The organism is Sinorhizobium sp. BG8 (genome assembly GCF_016864555.1).
GTDB lineage: Bacteria > Pseudomonadota > Alphaproteobacteria > Rhizobiales > Rhizobiaceae > BG8.
The window spans coordinates 2,480,100-2,499,275 of sequence record NZ_CP044011.1; the positions used below are offsets into that span (position 1 = coordinate 2,480,100).

The following is a 19,176-nucleotide window of genomic DNA, read 5'->3' on the forward strand; positions in this document are numbered from 1 at the left end:
ATTTCGCGCCGCTGTAAAGCGAAAAACATGATGTTCATCAGATAGTCCAGTCGGGAATCATGGCGGGCCGGGGAATGACTTCGGCACAGCGGGACATCGAGCGCGGGAGGTTCTCCGCGAGGAACTCGATCAGCGCCCGGACAGCGGGAAGCATGCCGTGCCGGGAGGGGAAGGCCGCATGGACGGTCGATTCCGGTGACGACCACTCGGGCAGGATGGGCACGAGCACACCGGTTCTGAACCCGCGCTCAACGAGCGTATCGGGCAGGAGGCCGATGCCGATACCTTCGATCGCTGCCCGCTCAAGGATCGCGAAGTCTGCACAGGCAAGCACGGGCGTGTGAGCGATGTCGTGAAAATCGCCTTCAGCGTTCACGAGGGTCCAGATCACGCGCGACGACTGCTCGTGGAGAGCCACTGTCGGCATCCGTGGCAGCGTCTCGAGGGTGATCGGCCCGCGCTTCTCGACGAAGGATGGGCTCGCTGCAAGATAGCTTCGCGTGCCACCGAACTTGCGCACGATGACAGACTGGTCGCTGTCATATCCCTCGCGAACCCGCAGCGCCACGTCGATGCGCTCCTCGATGAGATCGATCGGTCGGTTGGTCACGGTAATCGAAAGGCGAATCAGCGGGTATTTCTTGAGGAAGGACGGGATCGCATCCGCGAGCATTGGCGCAAAGCCCGGCGGCATGGCGAGCCGCACCATCCCGGCCGGCTCATCCTTCGCCGCCGCGATCACGGCCTCGGCAGCCTCGACGCTCTCGAGCACGGTCGCGCAGTGTTCGTAGAAGGATTGTCCGATTTCCGTCACCCTGAGCTTGCGGGTCGAGCGTTCGAGAAGGCGTACGCCCAGTTGCTCCTCCAGACTGGCCACCCGCTTGCTCACCTTTGATTTCGGCACGCCGAGCGCGTTGGCTGCGGCAGTGAAACCCTTGTTCCTGACGACTGCGGCAAACAGGGCGAGATCATTGAGGTCCTGCATGGATCGGCTTCCGGCGTGGCGTTTGATCGGAACTGTCCATTTATTGTTTCTCTCGGGAAACAGTCAATTGTCCTTCGGCCGGCTTATCGGGTCATTGTTTTCGGAACATATGTCTGTGCATCGAAACCCGCTCAAAGGTGCAAGACCATGAACGTTCTTCACATCGACTCCGGCATTCTCGGAGACCATTCCGTATCCCGCCGCCTGACAGCGGCCATCGTCGCCCAGATCAAGGCCGATCACGCCGAGGCCAAGGTGGTTTACCGCGATCTCGTTGCCGAGGCGCTTCCCCACCTTCACGGCGGACACCTGATGGCGGCCAACGCCAAGCCCGAGGAAATCGACGCCCAGGTTGCCGGCGAAGTTGCCGTATCGGCGACCGTCCTCGATGAGTTCCTCGCAGCCGACACGCTCGTCATCGGTGCTCCTATGTACAACTTCTCCCTGCCGAGCCAGCTCAAGGCCTGGATCGACCGCATCGCGGTCGCCGGCAAGACCTTCCGCTACACGGAAAATGGTCCCGAAGGCCTGGCCAAGGGCAAGAAGGTGATCGTCGTCTCCACCCGTGGCGGCCACTACTCCAGCGGCCCTGCTGCGGCCATGGACCACCAGGAAGCCTACCTGCAGGCAGTCCTCGGCTTCCTCGGCATCACCGATATCGAATTCGTTCGGGCAGAAGGCCTGGCGCTTGGTGGTGACGCCAAGGATTCCGCGATTGCCGAAGCCGAGAAGTCGATCGCCGGCCGTGGCGACTGGAAGCTCGCCGGCTGATCCTGTCGCGCAGGCAGATGATTCTCGAGCCGCCGGACAGTCGTCCGGCGGCTCGTTCGATTCTGGACGACCGATTCCCTTCGGCACCGGATGGGTGTTGCCTTCGCCGCGCAGCGCCGTGCAAGCTCGACAAATCCGCCGATCGGACTAAAATTCGGCGATGGCCCGCTTCTCAAGAATGATCCTGTTCGCGGCAGTGCTGGCCGGCGTAGCGGCTGAGGCTCTTCCAGCCGCCGGCGGGCCGCCGGATGCGCGCTGTACCTGCCGCAATCGCGACGGGTCCAAGCACGAACTCGGCTCCGTTGTCTGCCTCAATGTCGATGGCCGCCGATATCTCGCGCGATGCACGATGGTTCTCAACGTGACGAGCTGGCAGAAGGTTCAGGACGGATGCCCGGTGTCCGCCAGGCCTTCCCTGATGTCGATGCCGGTCGCCTTCGCAGCCGATTGATCTCTACTTCGCGAGAAACTGCCGTGCGGCATACATGGCGATCGCCGCGGCATTCGACACGTTCAGCGACTTGATGGCGCCGGGCATGTCGAGGCGCGCAAGCGCCTTGCAGGTGGCGCGCGTCTTCTGGCGCAGTCCCTTGCCCTCTGATCCCATGACGAGTGCGATTCGGTCGCCGGAGAAAGTACCCTCGAGCGGCTGCGGACCTTCCGAATCGAGACCGATGGTCAAGAATCCAAGCTTGTGCAGTTCCTCGAGCGCCTCGGCCAGATTGGTGATCTGGATATAGGGAATGAGCTCGAGAGCACCGGAAGCGGTCTTGGCAAGCACGCCCGACTCGGTGGGCGAGTGGCGCATTGTGGTGATTACGGCGCCTGCGTCGAACGCGACGGCGGAGCGCATGATGGCACCCACGTTGTGCGGATCCGTCACCTGGTCCAGCACGAGGATAAGCGGGCTGTCCTTGAGTGCCTCCAGCCTGCGGACGGGCAAGGGACGCGTCTCCAGCATGACGCCCTGGTGGATCGCCTCGGGTCCGAGGATCTTGTCGAGATCGGAAGGAAGCACGGTTTCGACGGGATAGGGCAGGGTGGCCGGATCCGGCAGCTCGAGCCTGAGGGCGGCGTTCTGGGTCACGCTGAGCTTGACGATCTTTCGCTCGGCGTTGTCGAGAGCCGCGCGAACCGTGTGAAGTCCGTAGAGGAAGACCTGGTCGGGCGCGATTTCCGGCGCTTTCCAGCTCTCGGCCTGCCGGCGCCTGCGGTCGTCTTTGGGCGTGGGTATTTCGCCCCGTTCGCGCCGCTGGTCGCGGTGCGCCCTGCGCAGCTTGGCGTAGTGGGTGTCTTTGGCGCTCTTGCCGGTCTTTTCGTCTTTGCTCATGCCGCCTTATAGCCTTCGTTGACCGTTCCGCAAATCCCCGGTGCTCGAAACGGCCTCGCAACCTTTGTCGTGTTTTTCGCAAAAATTTCCGTACCCTCGTGTTGACAGGATCAAGGAGGCCGGTCATATAGCCGCCCAGATCGAAGGGGCCGCGCCTCACGGAATTGCCTCTCTGATCTGCTTATGCTTGGTCGCTTGATCCCGACAGAAAAATGGAGGGATGCCCGAGTGGTTAAAGGGGACGGACTGTAAATCCGTTGGCTCAGCCTACGTTGGTTCAAATCCAACTCCCTCCACCATTCTGTTGGTTCGGATCGAACGCCGCGGGTATAGCTCAATGGTAGAGCAGCAGCCTTCCAAGCTGAATACGCGGGTTCGATTCCCGCTACCCGCTCCAATCTTTTCAATCACTTACAGGTGGTGGCGTGTCACTCGTGTCACTGCCGTGTCACTCGGCTGATTTCGGCCGTTTTCCAGCTCTTGCTTCTGCTACCTTGCGGCTTGCCTCCAAACCGTCGCCACGGCTGTAACGACGAGTGGTTTTCGTCGTGGTGTGAGTCGCGAGGTCTCTTGCTGCTTCCAGAGAGCCGGTTGCTTCAACCGTTTCCGACACGGCGCCCGCTCGCGAATCCATCGACCAGATATTCGAGGGCACGCCCGCGGCATCCCGCACCTTGCGGAATTTCTCGGTGTAGCGATTCTCCCAGTATGGTTTCCCGGTGTCCTCGTCGATCACGACGGGGCCGATGTCGGGAATGCGGTAGGCTTTCAAGGCTTCCTGGACCAGCGGCAAGGTTTTGAGATCGCGTGCGACGCCCACGCCCGTCTTGCTGGTCTTGAGCGTGAGAATCATATCCTTCGAAATGGATTTGGCTTGCAGGCCTGTCCACCGGAAAGGCTGGCCCTCCGAAGACGGTGCCCATTCGCCAATGACGTCGATACGCCGGAGCGCCGTTTCGAACTTTACCGCCTCGACAAACCCGATTGAGGGGCATTCCATCTCGGCGCTCTTTGCCACGATCGCCAAGCACTGATCGTAGGTCATCGCGACCGTCCGCGGGGCCGGAAGTTCGAAGCGCATATCCGAAAGGATCAAGCGGGCCTCTGCGCAGCCGTGGAGGCGTTCTCCGGCTCCGTAGGAGATTATCACCCGGAGGAGCTTAATCGCGCCTGAGGCCCGTCTGTGGCCTTTTCTACGCCATCGTTCGAACCATCTTTTGAAGTCGGAGGCCCTCAGGGTAGCGATTTCAATCTCCCCGACGTTCTTCTCCAGCACCCTCAGGCTCGGCTCGTAGTCTCTGATTCGGGTAGAATGCTTGACCGTCCGGAGTGAACTGGTCGGATCGTGTCGATAGACATCTATCAGGGATTTGATCGTGCCGCTGTAGGTAGGCGCCGCGCCCAGATGCCTGAGTTCGTGCCGCAGCTGATCCGTCAACCGCTTGCAGGTCTCGGTAATCTGCTCGTCGGTCAAACCATCATCGAGGCGGCGTGCAGACAGGTAGTCTGGCGCTCCCTTCACTGCGCGTTTCGGGTTCCAGTAGTGGACGAGCGTGCCGTCCTTGTTCTTCCGGTACTGGTAACCGGGCCTATCAGTCCTCATCCCAGTGTTCCTTTCCATTTCGGGCGGGGATGCCCGAAGGAAGGATGCGGTCGGGGAGCAAGCCAGCGTCAATCGGGGCAGGGCTGTGGACAGCGGGGATAATGGTAGCAACCAGCGTCTTCATGTCGAATTGCACGACTGCGCCATGTTTCTGGGCGGCCTTGATCAGTCGCTCGGCGTCGGCCTGGCGAAGTGCGGATCTCGTCATGCGGCGCCTCTTTCATTGATTCCGGGAAGCGTCATCGCGCCCTCCGCCAATTGTCGAAATCATTCCGCAGCGACTGCCAGCGCTTGCGGGCGTTCTCGTCCTTGTTCAGTTCTCCCATGGACTGGACGGCGAGAAGGCTGCGCACGCGTGTCTTGATGCGCTCCAGATCGGTCGCCTCCAGCTGGTGGCGTTCGGCGAGGTAGCGGCGAAACAGGTGATCGTTTGCGCACTTCATGGCGCATTCGGCGGCGAAGTCTTTGGGCTTCGCTTGTTTCGGCTGCAGCTCGCGGATGACGCGGAACGCTTCATTGAGCAGCACGAGCAGCGCCGCCACATATTCCGGTGACCTGATCATCAGTCGGCGGTCGTCGTGGCTGCAATCGGGGAGGAGGGCCGCGATCGGCTCGACCTCGCCGGTCACGGTGTTCTCGACGCAGATTTCGGCGCGCATGGCTGTCGTGTCGTAGGATTCGGACCAGAGCGGGCTGGCAAGGTCGCTCGCGCTTCGGATATCGGGCAGGAGCTTGCGGGCGGTGGCGAGATCCATCAGCGGGCTTCCTCCGCCCTCGTCTGGGGCGGCTGGCTGGCATAGCTCGGACCAAGCCCGTCATGCTGGTTCGTCCAGTTGATGTTCCAGCTTTCCATGACGTGCGGCGTCTGGCCCTCAACCGTCAGCAGCTCGTGCATCAGTTCGGCGCAGATGTATGCCATCGCCGCCGACTGATCTTTGAAGGCGATCATCGACGAGTTCGCGCCTTTGCCTTTGCGCTCGTCGATAACGTCCCACTGGCTCGGCCCGCCACGAAGGCGGAAGAGACGACCATGATCGCGAGACGAAATATCCCAATGACCGTAGTTGCGGCGGTAGACTGAGAAACCGTCGATCATGACTGGCTCTCCGTGACGACGGACAGCGCCTTGCGGAGCTTATCGATGGCTATGTTATGGAGGTGGACGAGCGCACTTGCCGCCTCATGATGCTGGTCGCCGAGGTAGGCTATCTCGCGCTCGTAACCGAGATCAAACCTCGACGCCAACATGATGTGGTCGCCGCGCTGCGGTCCCGATCCTTGCCACCAAACTCGCCAGTAGCGCAGGTCTTCATCCTCGATCGGATAGCCCGTCAAGTCCGTTTCGGGCACGGGAGCGAAAAATGCTTCCTGGGGAGGATCGTCAGGGCGGCGCGGCTCGGGTGATGCTGTAGGCGGGTGCCTGCGAGCTTCATGGCGTAGCAGTTGGTGCAGCCCGGCGAGACCACGGCGCAGCCCGTGATCGGGTTCCATGTGGCGTCGGTCCACTCGATCTTCGTTCCGTCAGCCATTGGCGCGACCCTTCCTGACGAACTTCACCGTTTTCACACAGCTGCCGGGGTGGTCGGCTATGACCTTTTTCTCTGCCAGCAGGGCGTTGACTGCGCCGATGACGACGGTGCGGCCGTCGTGGAGAAAGACGCGGAAGAGGGGCTTGGCGGGCAGGATCATCGACCTTCCTCCATCATCTGCAGCACGTGCATGGTGTTGTAGGCGACGCTGACCGGGCGCATGTCGTAGCTGCCGGATTTGCGGGCAACGGGCTTGTAGAGGATGGTGCGCCTGCTGTCGGCCGCCCGACGCCGGGCGAGTTCCTCGCGCAGCCAGCGCGGCTTGCGGGTGGCTACATAGGAGATAAGCTCGGGCCTGCCGCAGCCGATCTCCTCGGCAATCTCGCGGTAGATGGCGCCGGCGAGAATGCGGGCGCGGATATGCGCCTCGATCTTTGGCGTGATGCGGCTCGAAAGCGGCGTCGACTTCTGGAGGGTGGTGCTCTCGGACATCAGAGCGCCTCGGCGAAAAGCAGGGGGTGCAGCACGCCCATGTTGCGGGCGGGGTCTTCCTGCGGACGATCGGCGAAATAGGCGTGGCCGGCCTCGGCGATAGCGAGTTCCGCCAGATCTTCGACGCGGCGATCGTGGATTTCCGCCGCGAGGCGGAGGCGCGCCTCGGTGGCTGCATCGAGCATGATGGTGATGTGGGTCACGACGGGTGTTCCTCGACGATGAAGGGGAGTGACGGGGCGGCTTTCCGCCCCGTTGCTTCGAAATCAGGCTGACGTGCCGGACATTTCCGGGCGGCCCTCGAACTTCGGCAGCTCGGTCTCGCGCGCGGCGAATTCGAGCGCGCGGCGGACTTCCTCGGTGATGTAGAGATCGGGCCGGAAGAGGACGAAGGTCCAGGCAATGACGCCGTCGCGCAGCTTGTATCGCAGGCGCACGGGGATGCGTGTCGCCTCGCCGCCGTGGAAGATCGGGATGTTGATGACGAAGACGCCATGCACGCTGATCGGCTGGCCGTCGGCGTTCTTGTGATCTTCCTCGAAAACGATCTGGCTTTCGCCCGACTGCAGCTTGATGGCGTTTTTCACGCGCACCTCGGCGTTGATCTGCAGGCCGCGGGACAGCACAACGAGATCATTCGGGAAGGCGACCTTCGCGGAGAACATCTTCGCGAAGGTTTCCTCCTCCAGCGTATCGGGGGCGGCAAGGTCGTGAGCGTGATCTTCGATGAATTCGGCAAAGGACGCCTGGTCCATTGCCTTGCCATGCACGGCCGTCCAGACCTTCCATTCCTCCGACTGGGGGAAGGAATAGAGGATGCGGTGCTTGCCATTATCGGGAACGGCTGCGGCGTGATAATCGATCACGGCGGTGAGGCTCGGCTTCTGCCAGTCGGTTTCGGCAAAGATCGCGCTCGTGCTCAACCTGTGCCGGTTCACCAGCTCTACGAAGGACTCGAGCGTTGCGACGGCCGCCGTGCCGATCTTGCGCTCCGGGCGTGTGCGCCACGGCTCGACGAGGTTGTGGATACCGGAGACGCTGCCATTGGTACGATTGAGCAGGACGGGAATGCTCGCCGGCACGCCCTGAACGCTGGACGGAAGGGAGATTATGACGATCTCGGTCTTCGCCTCCTGCGCGAGGGCGGCGATTGCTGTGACGGCGGTTTCGGACAGCTGGTCCATTGGTGTTTTCCTTCTGGTTGAGGTGGGAAGCTGAAAGGCTGGGGCCGGTTACTGGCTGACGCTCGCGCGCTCGCTGGCGTCGCGCGGTCCCGCGAACATGTCGTGCTGGCGCGGGTGTTCGGTCGAAAGGGCGCCATCCTCGACGACCCAGAAAACCGAGTTCTTGCGGGGGCGCTTCGGGGTCTTGGAATCCATCTCGACGCCGATCGTGACCATGCCGTCCTTGACGGAGAAGGCGAGCTTGACGGTCGTGGTGCCTTTGAAAGTGGCGTGGGGGTTCTCGTCCGACATGTCGGCGAGTTTCTTCAGCGTATCGCCGATCTCTTCGGAGAGTGCCGGATTGAACTGTCCGTTCTCCAGCATGCCGATGATCATGGACGCGTCGCGGATCTTCTTCATGGTTGGTGTTCCTTGGTGGCTTGGGGGAGGAGCCGGACGCGCGGGCGCGGCCGGTCAGTTGAGGCGGCTGGCGATGAGGGCGACGCCTTGAATGATGGCCATGGTGGCAATGCCGGCGGCGTAGGACATCAGGTGGCTGGTGAACCGGTCGGCGCGGGCAAGGGCTGCGCGGCGGCGGTGGATCGACTGCCATTCCGCATCGAGCGGCGCCGTGTCTTCGCGGGTGGAGACGGGGGCGGCGCGCATCAGGCATCGCCCCCCATGGTCAGCGCCAGAAGAGCGAGGATGCAGACCGCGATGATTGACCACATGGCGAGCTGCGTCCGCAGATGGTTGCGGCGGACGGCCGCGAGATCGCCGCTGTGGTCCTCGGCCGGATAGTCGCGGGGCGCCTCCATCTCCGTCAGCTCCTGCGGATGGCGCGGGCATTGGCGAGATCGCGGGCGGCTGGGCCATGCAGCTCGACCTGGCGGCCGGTGAAGCCTTCGCCGATCAGATCATCGGCGGTGCAGCCGTGACCGATGCGCAGCATGGTCTCGGCCATGTCGTGGCGGATATTGCGGGTTTCGTAGGGTGCGTTGTGCATGGGCGTTTCTCCGTTCGAAGCATTTCGACGGGGAAAACGTAGCCATAAACGCTACATCTGTAAAGATGACGTAGCTATTACGGCTACAAATATTTTGGTAGCTACGAATCGTAGCTGCAAGAGGGGTACTCGCGATGCTGTTAAAGTGGCTGTTTCGCGGAAACGAATATGCCGCCGGCCTACCTAGTCAGGGTTATTGGCCACGGTTCTCGAAGTGCTTCAGCAACGAGGTGGCACGGTTAATGATTTCCCGTACCGATGCGGCGCCGTTGTCCGGATCATCGTTTGCAAATGTCGACTCTAGACGCGAATTGATCTCCGCGGTGACTGAGCGTCCATTCTCCTTGGCTGCAGCCGTGACCTTTCTTCTGAGGTCCAATGGCATCCGCAAGTTGAATTGAGGGTCATCCTTCGACATGCTGAACTGATGACATAAAAATATTCCACCTGATATGCACCACCGGTGCACCACTTTGCGCCTTGCGCAGTGAAGCGCGGCTGGTAGTAATAGTAGGTGGTGAAATTGAGAAAGATTTTCCCGTAACGTGCGGGAATTAAACGAAAAGGGATTGTTTCAAATTGGGAATATCAGGTCACTTTCTGCGTAGGTGAGGCGCAGTAGCGAATTTTGAGGGGCGTTGCAAATCGTTTGGAGGCTGCGACGCAGAATTGAAAGCTGTATCGAGTTGGAGTGGAAATGCCGCATAGAGAGTCCAGCTATCTGCCGGAGGACAGTTTCCCGGAGGTTTCAACGCTGTCGACGAGCGATGCCCTGTTAGATGCGATCCATGCTTATCGGAGCGGGCTCGCTGATTTCATCGAGAATGCGCCGGAAGATGATGATGAGGCGAACGCCTACGCAGACACCACGTATTGCGGACCCATGTTGCTGTTGGAGGGGTGGAGTGCGCCTGCGGCGTCGAGGGGGTCGGCGCTGGCAGCGCTCAAGCTTGCGTGCGATGCGCACGCGGCTGGCGATCGGGGTCTCGTGGGCCCGATGATCTTGGCCGCCCTGGGTTATTTCGAGGGCGGCAGGTAGGCGGTTTTCTTACATATTGATGAGCGAGCGTCGCACGCGTCCAACCACGCGGGGCTCGTTGTCGAAGTAGATCGGTTCAATGTTTGGATCGGTCGATACGGGTTCGAACCGCTGCGGCGGACCTGGGCGATACCGCTTGTACGTTGCGTTTCCTTCGCCGTCGTCGATGACGTAGCATCCGTTGTTGACTAGCTTTGTGTCTCCGCGATCGACGAAGATTATGCTCTCCGGTGGCGATATTCTGTCCATAGAATTCCCTTCCACGCGTAGGGCGATCCAGTCACCCTTCGGAAGGTCTGCGACTATCAGGCTGCCGAGGTGTTCGTCGGCCGCGTCATCCCTAGATAGTGTTCCCGCACTGACCCATGAAATCAGCGGGACGGTCTGAGGCGGCGTGGTCTCGTCCGCCGGCAACGGAAAGCCGGTGACCTCAGAGATGGCAAACATCTCCTTGGCGTCCAGAATTCGACGACCCTTCAGGATCTTGTTTATAAGCGAACGGTCCTCGCGCCACCCGAATCGATTATGAAGGCGACGGGTGACCTCGGCCTGTTTCAGCTTGCTGTGAGCCAGTGCGGCTTCGACCCAATTCTTGTCCATATCCTCATTGTAGCGATGTGTTGGCAACAAATCAGTTTCCAAGATCGCTACACTCCTCTTGCGTTCGTAGCTATTTTGGCTACATTGCGTGCATGGAACCTGCTCGCACCATCATCAATCGGCTAGGCGGCCCTAGCAAAGTGGCTACCATTACCGGCGTTCATCGTACCCGCGTGTCCAACTGGGCACGCGAAAAGACGGCTGGTGGCACGGGCGGCATCATCCCCTTCAAGCACGTTCGCACACTGCTTGCGGCCGCGCGCGAACAGGGTGTGGAGCTTTCCGCGGATGACTTCCTTCCGCGCGAGCCCAGCGAGGCCGCCGAATGAGCAGCCTCTCTTCCTTCCCTTCGCGTCCGGCTCGTCGTTCCGCCGGTTCGCGTCAGCGTCGGAGGCCTGCAACAGTCTCCGGCGCGCCTTTTTTTCATGCCCTATTCCCCGCGGCGCATGCCGGGATTCCTCCCCTCGGCTGTGCCGCACCTGGCGTCCCGTCGCATTCGTGGCCACGCGACTGCGACGGGGCGTCTCTTTTGGTTCATCCCTGTGCATGCGGGCCTCCGTGATCTGACCCGCTGAATCTCTCACTTCCGAATTCTTCCCGCCACGGGAAAACCCGCCCGGATTTCCCGGCGCGGGAAAGCCATGTCTTTTTCCAGAGGACGCCATGACCGACGCATTCATCATGAGACTGAAGGCCGCACAACGGGACCTGATCGAGGCCTGCGGCGGCGTGGAACGGGCGGCCGCAAAGTGCGGCTATTCCAAATCGACCGTGGGGCGGTGGTACGACCCGAACGATGGAACGGTGATGCCGATCCCGGCCGTCGTCACGCTGGAGCGCGATGCCCGCGCGCCCTTCCTCACGGCGGTACAGGCGGAGGCCAACGGGCGGCGGCTGACCGACCCCGACCAGGAGCGGGCGACCGACATTTCCGTGTTGACCAGCCATGCCGAGGTGATGCGGCAGGCCTCCGAGCTGATGAACGCGATGGCGCTCGCCATGGAAGACGGGAAGATTACCCCGGCGGAAGCGACGACGGTCGACAGGATTGCATCCGCTCTTGATGCCGCCTCCTCGAACCTCCGGGCCTCGCTTGCCAACGTCAAGGCGCGACAGGGCGCGGTTGCCGCTCTGCGCGTCGTGAACGGGGAGGGCGAATGATGGGGCCGGGCCGGAAACAGGCGCTGCGGCGGTTCGATCCGCTCGACGAGATGTTTATCCAGCCGCTGAGCGGAACGGCGCGGGCCATGGTCCGCGCCGCTTTCGTCAGTGCCGACGGGACCGTGTTCGCCCAAACGGCCATGCGCGAGCGGGCGGCGGAGCAGGCGCTGGCCGCCGGATACCTCGCCGAACACGCCGCGGAAGGCGTGCTTCGCATTACCGCAGCCGGCATCGAATACATGCGGATGCTCGCGAGGGCCGCATGATGGCGCTTTCGATCAAGCAGTTAAGCGACGGGCAGCGCCATATCCTGACCGAGGCGCTTGCCAATGGCAGCTACCGCTGCGACGGCGACAGCGAGCAGAAGCGGGCGCGCAGCCTCAACAGCAAGGGGCTGCTTTCCCGCGACCCGAAGGATGGCTTTGTCTGGTCTTTGACCGATGCGGGCAGGGCGGCGGCCGGAGAGATTGCGCCGGTAGCCGTAAACGCGGTCGCGGTTCGGGAGCCGATCCCAGAAGAGGCAGCTACAGCGCCCGTGCGCTTCGATGCCTCGGACCTGACGGCGACGGTGCTGCGGGCGCGCGCGCTGCTCGACGATGGCGATGTTATCCGCGCCCGGATTCTGGCGGAAGGCGCCTATGAGCAGGCGAAAGCCGAAGCGCGGTTTGCCGAGAAGTTCGGCGCCGCCGAGCAGCTCGTCGCGAAGGCGCGGCAGCTGCAGGGCGATGCGTTGCTGATCGAGACGCGGGCAAAGATCCTGATCTCGTCGCAATGGGGCGCGGCGCAAGAGGCGGGTACGGCGACCAAGGGCGGGAGGCCAAAAACCGTTTCAGACGGAAACGGTTTGCGTGCCGAGGATACGGGGCTTTCCCGCAAGGAAATCCACGAGGCGCGCAAGCTTGCGGCGGCGGAAGAGCGTTCGCCGGGCATTGTCGAGCGGGCCATTATGGCTCGGGTCGCGGCAGGGCTCGAACCGAGCCGCGCAAACCTGCGCGTCGCCGTGGGCACGCAGTCCGCGACGAAAGAAGAGCGCGGAAACAATCTCTACGAGACGCCGCCGGAGGCGATGCATACCCTGCTCGCGCTTGAAACCTTCCTGCCGACCGTGTTGGAGCCGGCCTGCGGTCGCGGCGCGATTTCGGGCATGCTGGAGGCGGCGGGCTATGACGTCATCTTGTCGGATCTCGTCGACTACGGCACGGCGGACCAGCACGGCGAGGTGCAGGTCGTTGCCGATTTCCTCTTGAGCGAGGCGCATCCCGGCGAGCCGGACATCGTGACCAATCCCCCTATGGCGAGGTGCTGAATGCCTTCGTGGCGCATGCGCTGCGCGTGCACCGCCCCGGCAAGATGGCGCTTCTGCTCAATCTCAATTTCCTTGCCGGTTTCTACGACCCCGACCGTACCTTCGTGATGGACGAATGCTCACCCGCCCGGATCTACGTTTTCAAGCGGCGGCTGCCGATGATGCACCGCGACGGCTGGGACGGGCCGACGGCGAGCAGCCGAATGAATACTGCGTGGTTCATCTGGGAGCGGGACGAGGGCGGCAGCTACGGCGACCGGACCGAGATCCGCCGCGTGGACTGGAAAGACTACGTGCCCGCCGTGGCGGAAAGCGAGGCGGCGTGAGCGAGCGCACCTTTCCGCAGGCCCGTATCCCGTTCGGCGAGACTGTCGCGCTCGCCTATCAGATCACCTGCTCCGACTGCGAGGCCGTTGCCTACTTCCCCTTGAAACGCGGTGGCGTTCCTCGACCTCCCGCATCCGTCATCGCCCATTTCCACGCGGCCGGCTGGTCTGTCGGCAGCTCCTCCCGGAAGGACGCCTGCCCGGAATGCCTGCGCAAGTCGCGCGCTGCAAAACCCTCAGTGAAAGGACCAGAGATGTCGCTGACCTCCAAGCCGGCGGACGCGTCGCCCACGGCGACTGTCAAGCCCACCGCCGTTTCAGCCAAAGCCGCGCCGCCGCCGGAAATGGGGCGGACGGAACGGCGCATCATCAACGACAAGCTCGACGAGGTCTATGGCGAGGGCCGCTACAAGACGCCGTGGACCGACGCCCTGGTCGCCAAGGATCTGGGAGTGCCGCGCGCCTGGGTGGCGGAAGTCCGCGACTCCTTCTTCGGGCCGGAAGGCTCCAATCCGCTCTATGACGAGTTTCTGCGCGCGGCTACCGAGTTCAAGGCGCGGCACGATGCCTTCATCGAGCAGGAGAAGAGGCACTGCGAGGAGGTGAACCGCCTTCGCAAGCTGCGCGACGACCTGGCCGGGCAGGCGAGCGAGATCCAGCGCGTTGCCAAGCGCATCGAGCGGGAGATCGCCCGATGAACGAACTTCGCGAAGGAATTGCCGAGATCGCGGCGGCGACGAATGACGCGGAACGGGCGGCGGCGCTGCTGCGGTGCTCGCTTTCGCTGCTGATGACCTGCGAATTCACGCTCCGCAACCGCTTCATGCTCACCGGTTTTCACGAGGGGATTGCCTATCTCGATGCGGAGCTTTTGGCGCTGCGCACGCCGCGGGACGCGGAAGGCGGGATTGTGAACAGCATGGCCGTCGATGTGGGGCGCGGACGCATGCGGAACGTTGCGGCCGGGCTTCCGGCTTCGCGCATGGAGGCGCCGTGATGTATCGCGATAGCCTCTTTTCTGGCGCTGCCTTTGAGCAGCTCCCGCGTCATCATGGTTCGGGCCGCCCATTGATCGTCGACAGCTTTGCGGGCGGCGGCGGGGCCTCGACGGGTATCGAGATGGCGCTCGGCCGCTCGCCCGACATCGCCATCAACCACAATCCGGCGGCGCTAGCGCTCCATGCGGCGAACCATCCGGAGACGCTTCACCTTTCGGAGAACGTCTACCGCGTCGACCCGCTCGACCACCTGCGCGGGCGGCATATCGGGCTGATGCACTTCTCTCCCGACTGCAAGCACTTCTCCAAGGCCAAGGGCGGCAAGCCCGTGGAGCGCAACATCCGCGATCTCGCCTGGATCATTCCCGGCTGGATCGAACGCATCCAGAAGAGCGGCGGCCGGGTCGACGTCGTCACCATGGAGAACGTCGAGGAGTTCAAGGATTATGGTCCGCTGATCGAAACCGAACGCGGGCTGATGCCGGACCCGGAGCGCAAGGGCGAGAGCTACCAAGCGTGGGTGAAGGCGCTGAAGCGGCTCGGCGGCAAGATCCAGTCGCGCGAGCTGCGCGCCTGTGACTACGGCGCGCCGACCATCCGCAAGCGGCTCTTTGTCATCATACGCTTTGACGGAAAACCGATCATCTGGCCGGAGCCGACGCACGGACGGCCGGGCGATCCGGACGTGATTGCGGGCAAGAAACTGCCCTGGCGGACGGCGGCGGAATGCATCGACTGGAGCCTACCTTGCCCCTCGATCTTCGACACGGGCGACGAGATCATGGCGAAGCACGGCTTGAGGGCGGTGCGCCCGCTCGCCGGCAACACCATGGCGCGGGTCGCGCGCGGGATGAAGCGCTATGTGCTCGATGCCGAGCGGCCGTTCCTCGTGAACCTGACCCACGGCGCGCGCTGCGAGGATCTGGCGGCGCCATTCAACACGATCACCGGCGCGAATCGAGGAGAGAAAGCGCTCATTGCGCCCTCGGTCAGCCGCTTCAACAGCGGCGCAACGGGCAGCGCGATGGACGAGCCGATGTCGACCATCACCGCGAACAGCTTCATCAAGCGGCCGGGCGGCGCGGCGCCCCTCGGTGTCATCGCTCCGCATCTAATGACGATGCGCAATTCGGGAAAGCCGTTCAACGGAGCGGATGAGCCAACGCATACGATTACGGCTGGGGGTGCGGGCCAGACGGTCATCGCGCCTGTGCTCACGCATGCTCAACAGGGCGGGGCGGTTCGGCCCGTCGATGCGCCTCACCATACGATCACGGCGAGCACGAAGGACCAGAACGCGGTCATCATTCCGACGCTCGTCGGATGCGGTGGCCGGGCAGGGCAGAGCCGCCCGCGAGGCGGCGACGAACCTGTGGCCACGATCACGGCGAAGGCGGACAGCTGCGTGGCGGTCGCCTTCGTCGCGCAACACAACAACGACAGTCGTCGCGACGGCGGGGTGAACCCCGGCCGGTCAGCCGATGCGCCGCTATCGACCGTCACGGCGACCGGTGCGCAACAGGGCGTCATCTCCGCCTTCGTCTCGCGCCAGTTCGGCACGAGCACCGGACACGCGATGGACGAGCCGAACGGCACCATCACGGCGGACGGCGGCGGCAAGTCGCTGCTGGTGGCACCATACCTGCACGCCTACTACGGCGTTGATCAGGATACGCCGGAAACAGAACCGTTTCACACGATCACCACCAAGCCGCGTTTCAGTCATGTCGAGGGGGCAATCTCGGCGCCGCCCTTCACCGAGGCGCAGGCAGTTCGCGCCCGCGAGGTCGCTGCCTTCCTGCGCGCGCATGGCTTCTGGGACGAACGCGAATTCGTGACGCTTTCGATCGGCGGCGAGACCTTCGTCATCGTCGATATCGGCATGCGGATGCTGACGCCGCGCGAACTCTACAACGCGCAAGGCTTTCCGCCCGACTACGTGATCGACGGCGGCTGGAGCGTGCCGGAGGACGGCGGAGCGCCGGTCTGGATCTCGTTTCCGAAGTCGGTCCAGGTCTCCTGCGTCGGCAACAGCGTCTCTCCGCCCGTCGAGGCGGCGATCGTGGCGGCGAACTGCCCCGAGCTGATGGTGATCAGGGAGGCGGCCGAATGAGCAACAAGTGCTCCTTGATCGTCTGGGATCGGGATTTCGGCAGTTCGATCCGGAAGGTTATTGCCGCGCGCCTTGCTGACCACGCCGACGAAGAAGGGCGAGGGATCTGGCCAAGCGTCGAGCGGATCGCCGCTCAATGCAACACCTCCTGCCGGACGGTACAGCGGACCCTGGCGGCGTTCGTCGACGAGGGGGTTTTACGCATCATTTCCGAAGGCGGGCGCGGGCCGGGATCGACGCGCCGGTATGACTTCGACATGACAATTTTGCAGGCTTTGCCGCTCGCCGTTTGGGGCGCGGATGCCAAGGGTGACACTGACGACGCTAAGGGTGACACTGACGACATAAAAGGGTGTCACGGTGTCACCCAAACCACCATAGAACCACCAATAGAACCATCAGAGAGAGAGGGCGCGGGCGAGCGGGGGCAAAGGCAGGAAGCGGAACCGGCATCGCCAGCCGACGACGGCGAGGCCGATCCGCGGACGCTGATGAAGCGCGTCAAGGCGCTTGAGGTCGGCTTGAAGCGCAACCCGTGGCCGAAAGTGCTGTCGTCCTCGACGGATTGGTCGCTGCGCCAGTTCACCAAGCTTTCGCCCGAAGAACGCCGGCTGGCTGAAGAGCGGCGCGACGCCTATCTCGCCGCATGCCCGAAGGACCGCGACGGAAACCCGAAAGCCGTGCCGCTCGGCGTCTACCTGCGCGACCGGAAATTCCTCGACGTGGAAGCGATCGTGCCGCGTGTGGCCGCGAAAGCCGAAGTGATCGCGGTCGCGCCTTTCGGGCCGGTCTGGGCGGCTCTGCGCGAGATGGCTTTCATCAAGGGGCCGGTCTCGGTCGAGATGCCTGTCGGCCGCCGGGAGGCCATGCAGCGGACATTCGAGGCGCTGGGCCGGGCGAGCGCAAGCCGGGCACATGCCTACATCGCCGGCAAGGGCGTCCGCATCGGCGAGAATGGCGCGCTGATCTTTCCTGACGATTTCGAGCAGGCGGAGTATCGCCGGATGGTCCGCGATGGGGGCTATCCGGAGGTCAACCGGCTGCACGAGCTGGCCGGCAATCGCGAGCGTGGACAGGCGGAGGGGCGCTTTGCGGCGCTTGCGGATCTTTGCGAGCCGGTCCCGGTTGGCTCTGCCCTGTTCGAGGAATGGCGCCGGCACGATCACGAGGCGAACCGGCCCTTCGTGCCGAACCCCGGCAGCATGCCGGTTGTCTACTTCCCGAAGGGTGGCCCGGCCGGGCTGGTTGAATTCGAGCGCGCAGCGCGCGTGGCATTGGCAATGGAGCGAGGCGATGAATATGCGGCATAGTGGCTTTGACGGCGCGCGGGTTGGGTCGGATTGCGGCATGCACTTCGAGGATCGCATGAGGCAAATCCGCTCCGAAATGCTGGGTGCGGCCTCGCTTGCATGCAAGGCTGATTCGCCATGGTTCGCGCTGCGGGTGTGGAGCGGGCGCGAGGAAGCTGTGGAAAAGTCGCTGCTGGAGGCCGGCATCGAGGCGTTGGTGCCGATGCGGAAGGGGCGGGAGTATCGCCGTCGCGGTCGCGTGATCCCGGCGCAGATGATCCCGGTCATGACCGGTTATGTGCTGGTGCAATGCCTCCGCTCGGAGCAGGCATTCCTCGGCTTGCTCGGTGTCGAGCACGTGATTTCCGTCATCGGCGGCTGCGAAACGCCCTTGCCGATTCACAACGAAGAAGTGCAACGATTCAAGACGAAGGCCTGCGAGGGGGCTTATGACTGGGAAGTGCCGGCGGGGTTGTTCAAGCGTGGCATGAAGGTGCGCATAGGGCAGGGCCCGTTTGCCGGTATCACCGGTGAGATCGTTTCCTGCCGAGACGACGGGCGAGGCGATGCCGTGGTCGAAGCGCAGATGTTTGGCGCAATGACGCCGCTCCTGGTGCCTCTTGCAATTCTCGAAAAACCGTGAGTAAGAATTGCCTCAAGGATGATCCGATGATCCTGCAGTGAGCCCCTGAGAACGGCCGAAAGGTCGGGAACGCAAGTTCCGGGGTCGGTACACCGGTCGGACCCTTCCCTGACTGCCTCCCGAGCGAGGCGCCGATTCAGGGGCAGTGCGCAAGCTATGTTCAATCGTTCCCCTCTGGATACCTCGGCGGCCTTCGGGTCGCCGTTTTCGTATCAAGGGGTATGACCGCCGAAATCCGCTTTGACGCTTCCGACTTCGACAACCTCGGACGGGCAATCGCCCGCCTGCCTGGTGAGATCAAGACGAAGGCTATGGCGAGGGCAATGCGGCGCATGCGCGACATGGCGCGCACCCGCATCGTCGACCACTCGCACAAGCGCACAAAGGTGCCGGTCCGAATGGTGCAGGCGCTGACCAAGGCCTACTTCAACGCCGGCGGCAATACCGTCGAGGTGATCGAGAAGTCTGGCTGGATCGGGCTGGCCAAGCTGGGAGCGCGACAGACGAAAACCGGCGTAACCACTCGGGCACGGGGCTCATACAAGTCGGCTTTTATCGCCACGATGGCGAGTGGGCATAGGGCCGTGTTGATGCGGGACGGGAAGGGCAGGCTGCCGATCCACGAACTGTTCGGGGCAAACCCTGCGCATGACGTGACGAACAATCCCGACGAGTTCCTGCCAGTGTTGGCGCAGCTGATCGAGGAGCACCTCGCACCCCGCGTCCTTCACGAGATCGAACGCCAGCTCCCGCGCTGACCCCCTCGACCCCTGACCTCGACCCCTCGACCGGGCGCCCCCTCGATGGGTCCCTCCCGGACCT

30 protein-coding genes, 2 tRNA genes and 1 pseudogene are annotated in these 19,176 nt (G+C 63.2%); 16 read left to right on the plus strand and 17 right to left on the minus strand.

Annotated features, from left to right (window positions below):
* Positions 1 to 37: 37 nt before the first annotated feature.
* Positions 38 to 985 (minus strand): LysR family transcriptional regulator, encoded by a 948-nt coding sequence (locus tag F3Y30_RS11625; protein WP_203422881.1) that lies wholly within the window; start codon positions 983 to 985, stop codon positions 38 to 40.
* 147 nt (positions 986 to 1,132) lie between these two features.
* Between F3Y30_RS11625 and F3Y30_RS11630 the strand changes: the two genes are divergently transcribed.
* Positions 1,133 to 1,756: an FMN-dependent NADH-azoreductase gene (locus F3Y30_RS11630; protein ID WP_203422882.1), complete on the plus strand. Its 624-nt coding sequence runs from the start codon at positions 1,133 to 1,135 to the stop codon at positions 1,754 to 1,756.
* A 160-nt stretch (positions 1,757 to 1,916) separates the two neighbouring features.
* Positions 1,917 to 2,207 (plus strand): hypothetical protein, encoded by a 291-nt coding sequence (locus F3Y30_RS11635; RefSeq protein WP_203422883.1) that lies wholly within the window; start codon positions 1,917 to 1,919, stop codon positions 2,205 to 2,207.
* 3 nt (positions 2,208 to 2,210) lie between these two features.
* On the opposite strand, the gene F3Y30_RS11640 is transcribed toward F3Y30_RS11635, so the two are convergent.
* Positions 2,211 to 3,086, minus strand: a complete 876-nt coding sequence (locus F3Y30_RS11640; protein ID WP_203422884.1) for an RNA methyltransferase — start codon at positions 3,084 to 3,086, stop codon at positions 2,211 to 2,213.
* A gap of 214 nt (positions 3,087 to 3,300) precedes the next feature.
* Between F3Y30_RS11640 and F3Y30_RS11645 the strand changes: the two genes are divergently transcribed.
* A tRNA-Tyr gene (locus F3Y30_RS11645) sits at positions 3,301 to 3,385 on the plus strand.
* A gap of 24 nt (positions 3,386 to 3,409) precedes the next feature.
* A tRNA-Gly gene (locus tag F3Y30_RS11650) sits at positions 3,410 to 3,483 on the plus strand.
* Between the two features lie 51 nt (positions 3,484 to 3,534).
* Here the strand turns inward: F3Y30_RS11650 and F3Y30_RS11655 are convergent.
* The 14 genes and pseudogenes from F3Y30_RS11655 to F3Y30_RS11720 all read right to left on the minus strand — a co-directional run bounded on the left by F3Y30_RS11655 (position 3,535) and on the right by F3Y30_RS11720 (position 8,879).
* Positions 3,535 to 4,560: a hypothetical protein gene (locus tag F3Y30_RS11655; RefSeq protein ID WP_203422885.1), complete on the minus strand. Its 1,026-nt coding sequence runs from the start codon at positions 4,558 to 4,560 to the stop codon at positions 3,535 to 3,537.
* 118 nt (positions 4,561 to 4,678) lie between these two features.
* Positions 4,679 to 4,897: a hypothetical protein gene (locus tag F3Y30_RS11660; protein ID WP_203422886.1), complete on the minus strand. Its 219-nt coding sequence runs from the start codon at positions 4,895 to 4,897 to the stop codon at positions 4,679 to 4,681.
* A 31-nt stretch (positions 4,898 to 4,928) separates the two neighbouring features.
* Entirely contained in the window at positions 4,929 to 5,444 is a 516-nt protein-coding gene (locus F3Y30_RS11665; RefSeq protein WP_203422887.1) for a hypothetical protein, read from the minus strand.
* Positions 5,444 to 5,785 carry a hypothetical protein gene (locus F3Y30_RS11670; RefSeq protein WP_203422888.1) on the minus strand — a complete coding sequence of 114 codons (342 nt, stop codon included), beginning with the start codon at positions 5,783 to 5,785 and terminating at the stop codon, positions 5,444 to 5,446. The genes F3Y30_RS11665 and F3Y30_RS11670 overlap by 1 nt, the downstream gene beginning before the upstream one ends.
* Entirely contained in the window at positions 5,782 to 6,039 is a 258-nt protein-coding gene (locus F3Y30_RS11675; RefSeq protein ID WP_203422889.1) for a hypothetical protein, read from the minus strand. The genes F3Y30_RS11670 and F3Y30_RS11675 overlap by 4 nt, the downstream gene beginning before the upstream one ends.
* 29 nt (positions 6,040 to 6,068) lie before the next feature.
* Positions 6,069 to 6,218, minus strand: a pseudogene (locus tag F3Y30_RS11680) (DUF5131 family protein); the annotation flags it as partial.
* Positions 6,211 to 6,378, minus strand: coding sequence for a hypothetical protein (locus tag F3Y30_RS11685; protein WP_203422890.1), 168 nt, complete (start codon positions 6,376 to 6,378; stop codon positions 6,211 to 6,213). The gene F3Y30_RS11685 and the pseudogene F3Y30_RS11680, both read right to left, overlap by 8 nt.
* Entirely contained in the window at positions 6,375 to 6,710 is a 336-nt protein-coding gene (locus F3Y30_RS11690; protein WP_203422891.1) for a hypothetical protein, read from the minus strand. Before F3Y30_RS11690 ends, F3Y30_RS11685 begins: the two co-directional genes overlap by 4 nt.
* Positions 6,710 to 6,913 carry a hypothetical protein gene (locus F3Y30_RS11695; protein WP_203422892.1) on the minus strand — a complete coding sequence of 68 codons (204 nt, stop codon included), beginning with the start codon at positions 6,911 to 6,913 and terminating at the stop codon, positions 6,710 to 6,712. Before F3Y30_RS11695 ends, F3Y30_RS11690 begins: the two co-directional genes overlap by 1 nt.
* A gap of 63 nt (positions 6,914 to 6,976) precedes the next feature.
* On the minus strand, positions 6,977 to 7,894 hold the full coding sequence (locus tag F3Y30_RS11700; protein ID WP_203422893.1) for a DUF2303 family protein: 918 nt from the start codon (positions 7,892 to 7,894) through the stop codon (positions 6,977 to 6,979).
* Positions 7,895 to 7,942: 48 nt separating this feature from the next.
* Positions 7,943 to 8,293, minus strand: coding sequence for a hypothetical protein (locus F3Y30_RS11705; protein ID WP_203422894.1), 351 nt, complete (start codon positions 8,291 to 8,293; stop codon positions 7,943 to 7,945).
* Positions 8,294 to 8,347: 54 nt separating this feature from the next.
* Complete coding sequence (locus tag F3Y30_RS11710) at positions 8,348 to 8,539, minus strand: hypothetical protein (RefSeq protein ID WP_203422895.1); 192 nt, start codon at positions 8,537 to 8,539, stop codon at positions 8,348 to 8,350.
* Positions 8,539 to 8,691, minus strand: coding sequence for a hypothetical protein (locus tag F3Y30_RS11715; RefSeq protein WP_203422896.1), 153 nt, complete (start codon positions 8,689 to 8,691; stop codon positions 8,539 to 8,541). Before F3Y30_RS11715 ends, F3Y30_RS11710 begins: the two co-directional genes overlap by 1 nt.
* A 5-nt stretch (positions 8,692 to 8,696) precedes the next feature.
* Complete coding sequence (locus F3Y30_RS11720; RefSeq protein WP_203426718.1) at positions 8,697 to 8,879, minus strand: hypothetical protein; 183 nt, start codon at positions 8,877 to 8,879, stop codon at positions 8,697 to 8,699.
* Positions 8,880 to 9,576: 697 nt separating this feature from the next.
* Between F3Y30_RS11720 and F3Y30_RS11730 the strand changes: the two genes are divergently transcribed.
* Positions 9,577 to 9,918 (plus strand): hypothetical protein, encoded by a 342-nt coding sequence (locus tag F3Y30_RS11730; RefSeq protein WP_203422898.1) that lies wholly within the window; start codon positions 9,577 to 9,579, stop codon positions 9,916 to 9,918.
* A 9-nt stretch (positions 9,919 to 9,927) separates the two neighbouring features.
* On the opposite strand, the gene F3Y30_RS11735 is transcribed toward F3Y30_RS11730, so the two are convergent.
* Positions 9,928 to 10,560: a S24 family peptidase gene (locus tag F3Y30_RS11735; protein WP_203422899.1), complete on the minus strand. Its 633-nt coding sequence runs from the start codon at positions 10,558 to 10,560 to the stop codon at positions 9,928 to 9,930.
* 98 nt (positions 10,561 to 10,658) lie between these two features.
* Here F3Y30_RS11735 and F3Y30_RS11740 point away from each other — a divergent pair, with 98 nt between their 5' ends.
* The 11 genes from F3Y30_RS11740 to F3Y30_RS11785 all read left to right on the plus strand — a co-directional run bounded on the left by F3Y30_RS11740 (position 10,659) and on the right by F3Y30_RS11785 (position 19,112).
* Positions 10,659 to 10,847, plus strand: a complete 189-nt coding sequence (locus F3Y30_RS11740) for a hypothetical protein (RefSeq protein ID WP_203422900.1) — start codon at positions 10,659 to 10,661, stop codon at positions 10,845 to 10,847.
* A 334-nt stretch (positions 10,848 to 11,181) separates the two neighbouring features.
* Entirely contained in the window at positions 11,182 to 11,679 is a 498-nt protein-coding gene (locus F3Y30_RS11745) for a hypothetical protein (protein WP_203422901.1), read from the plus strand.
* Positions 11,676 to 11,945 (plus strand): hypothetical protein, encoded by a 270-nt coding sequence (locus tag F3Y30_RS11750; protein WP_203422902.1) that lies wholly within the window; start codon positions 11,676 to 11,678, stop codon positions 11,943 to 11,945. The genes F3Y30_RS11745 and F3Y30_RS11750 overlap by 4 nt, the downstream gene beginning before the upstream one ends.
* Positions 11,942 to 12,985 carry an SAM-dependent methyltransferase gene (locus F3Y30_RS26360; protein ID WP_246752720.1) on the plus strand — a complete coding sequence of 348 codons (1,044 nt, stop codon included), beginning with the start codon at positions 11,942 to 11,944 and terminating at the stop codon, positions 12,983 to 12,985. Before F3Y30_RS11750 ends, F3Y30_RS26360 begins: the two co-directional genes overlap by 4 nt.
* Positions 12,986 to 12,993: 8 nt before the next feature.
* The gene (locus F3Y30_RS26365) at positions 12,994 to 13,311 is read left to right on the plus strand and encodes a hypothetical protein (protein WP_246752721.1); all 318 of its coding nucleotides are present in this window, start codon (positions 12,994 to 12,996) and stop codon (positions 13,309 to 13,311) included.
* The gene (locus F3Y30_RS11760; RefSeq protein ID WP_203422903.1) at positions 13,308 to 14,009 is read left to right on the plus strand and encodes a hypothetical protein; all 702 of its coding nucleotides are present in this window, start codon (positions 13,308 to 13,310) and stop codon (positions 14,007 to 14,009) included. The genes F3Y30_RS26365 and F3Y30_RS11760 overlap by 4 nt, the downstream gene beginning before the upstream one ends.
* A complete protein-coding gene (locus tag F3Y30_RS11765) occupies positions 14,006 to 14,308 on the plus strand; it encodes a hypothetical protein (protein WP_203422904.1) in 303 nt (100 codons plus the stop codon). The genes F3Y30_RS11760 and F3Y30_RS11765 overlap by 4 nt, the downstream gene beginning before the upstream one ends.
* Complete coding sequence (locus tag F3Y30_RS11770; RefSeq protein WP_203422905.1) at positions 14,308 to 16,422, plus strand: DNA cytosine methyltransferase; 2,115 nt, start codon at positions 14,308 to 14,310, stop codon at positions 16,420 to 16,422. The genes F3Y30_RS11765 and F3Y30_RS11770 overlap by 1 nt, the downstream gene beginning before the upstream one ends.
* Positions 16,419 to 17,732, plus strand: a complete 1,314-nt coding sequence (locus tag F3Y30_RS11775) for a helix-turn-helix domain-containing protein (RefSeq protein WP_203422906.1) — start codon at positions 16,419 to 16,421, stop codon at positions 17,730 to 17,732. Before F3Y30_RS11770 ends, F3Y30_RS11775 begins: the two co-directional genes overlap by 4 nt.
* A 55-nt stretch (positions 17,733 to 17,787) precedes the next feature.
* On the plus strand, positions 17,788 to 18,354 hold the full coding sequence (locus F3Y30_RS11780) for a transcription termination/antitermination NusG family protein (RefSeq protein WP_203422907.1): 567 nt from the start codon (positions 17,788 to 17,790) through the stop codon (positions 18,352 to 18,354).
* A 221-nt stretch (positions 18,355 to 18,575) separates the two neighbouring features.
* Positions 18,576 to 19,112, plus strand: a complete 537-nt coding sequence (locus F3Y30_RS11785; RefSeq protein WP_203422908.1) for a hypothetical protein — start codon at positions 18,576 to 18,578, stop codon at positions 19,110 to 19,112.
* Positions 19,113 to 19,176: the final 64 nt, after the last annotated feature.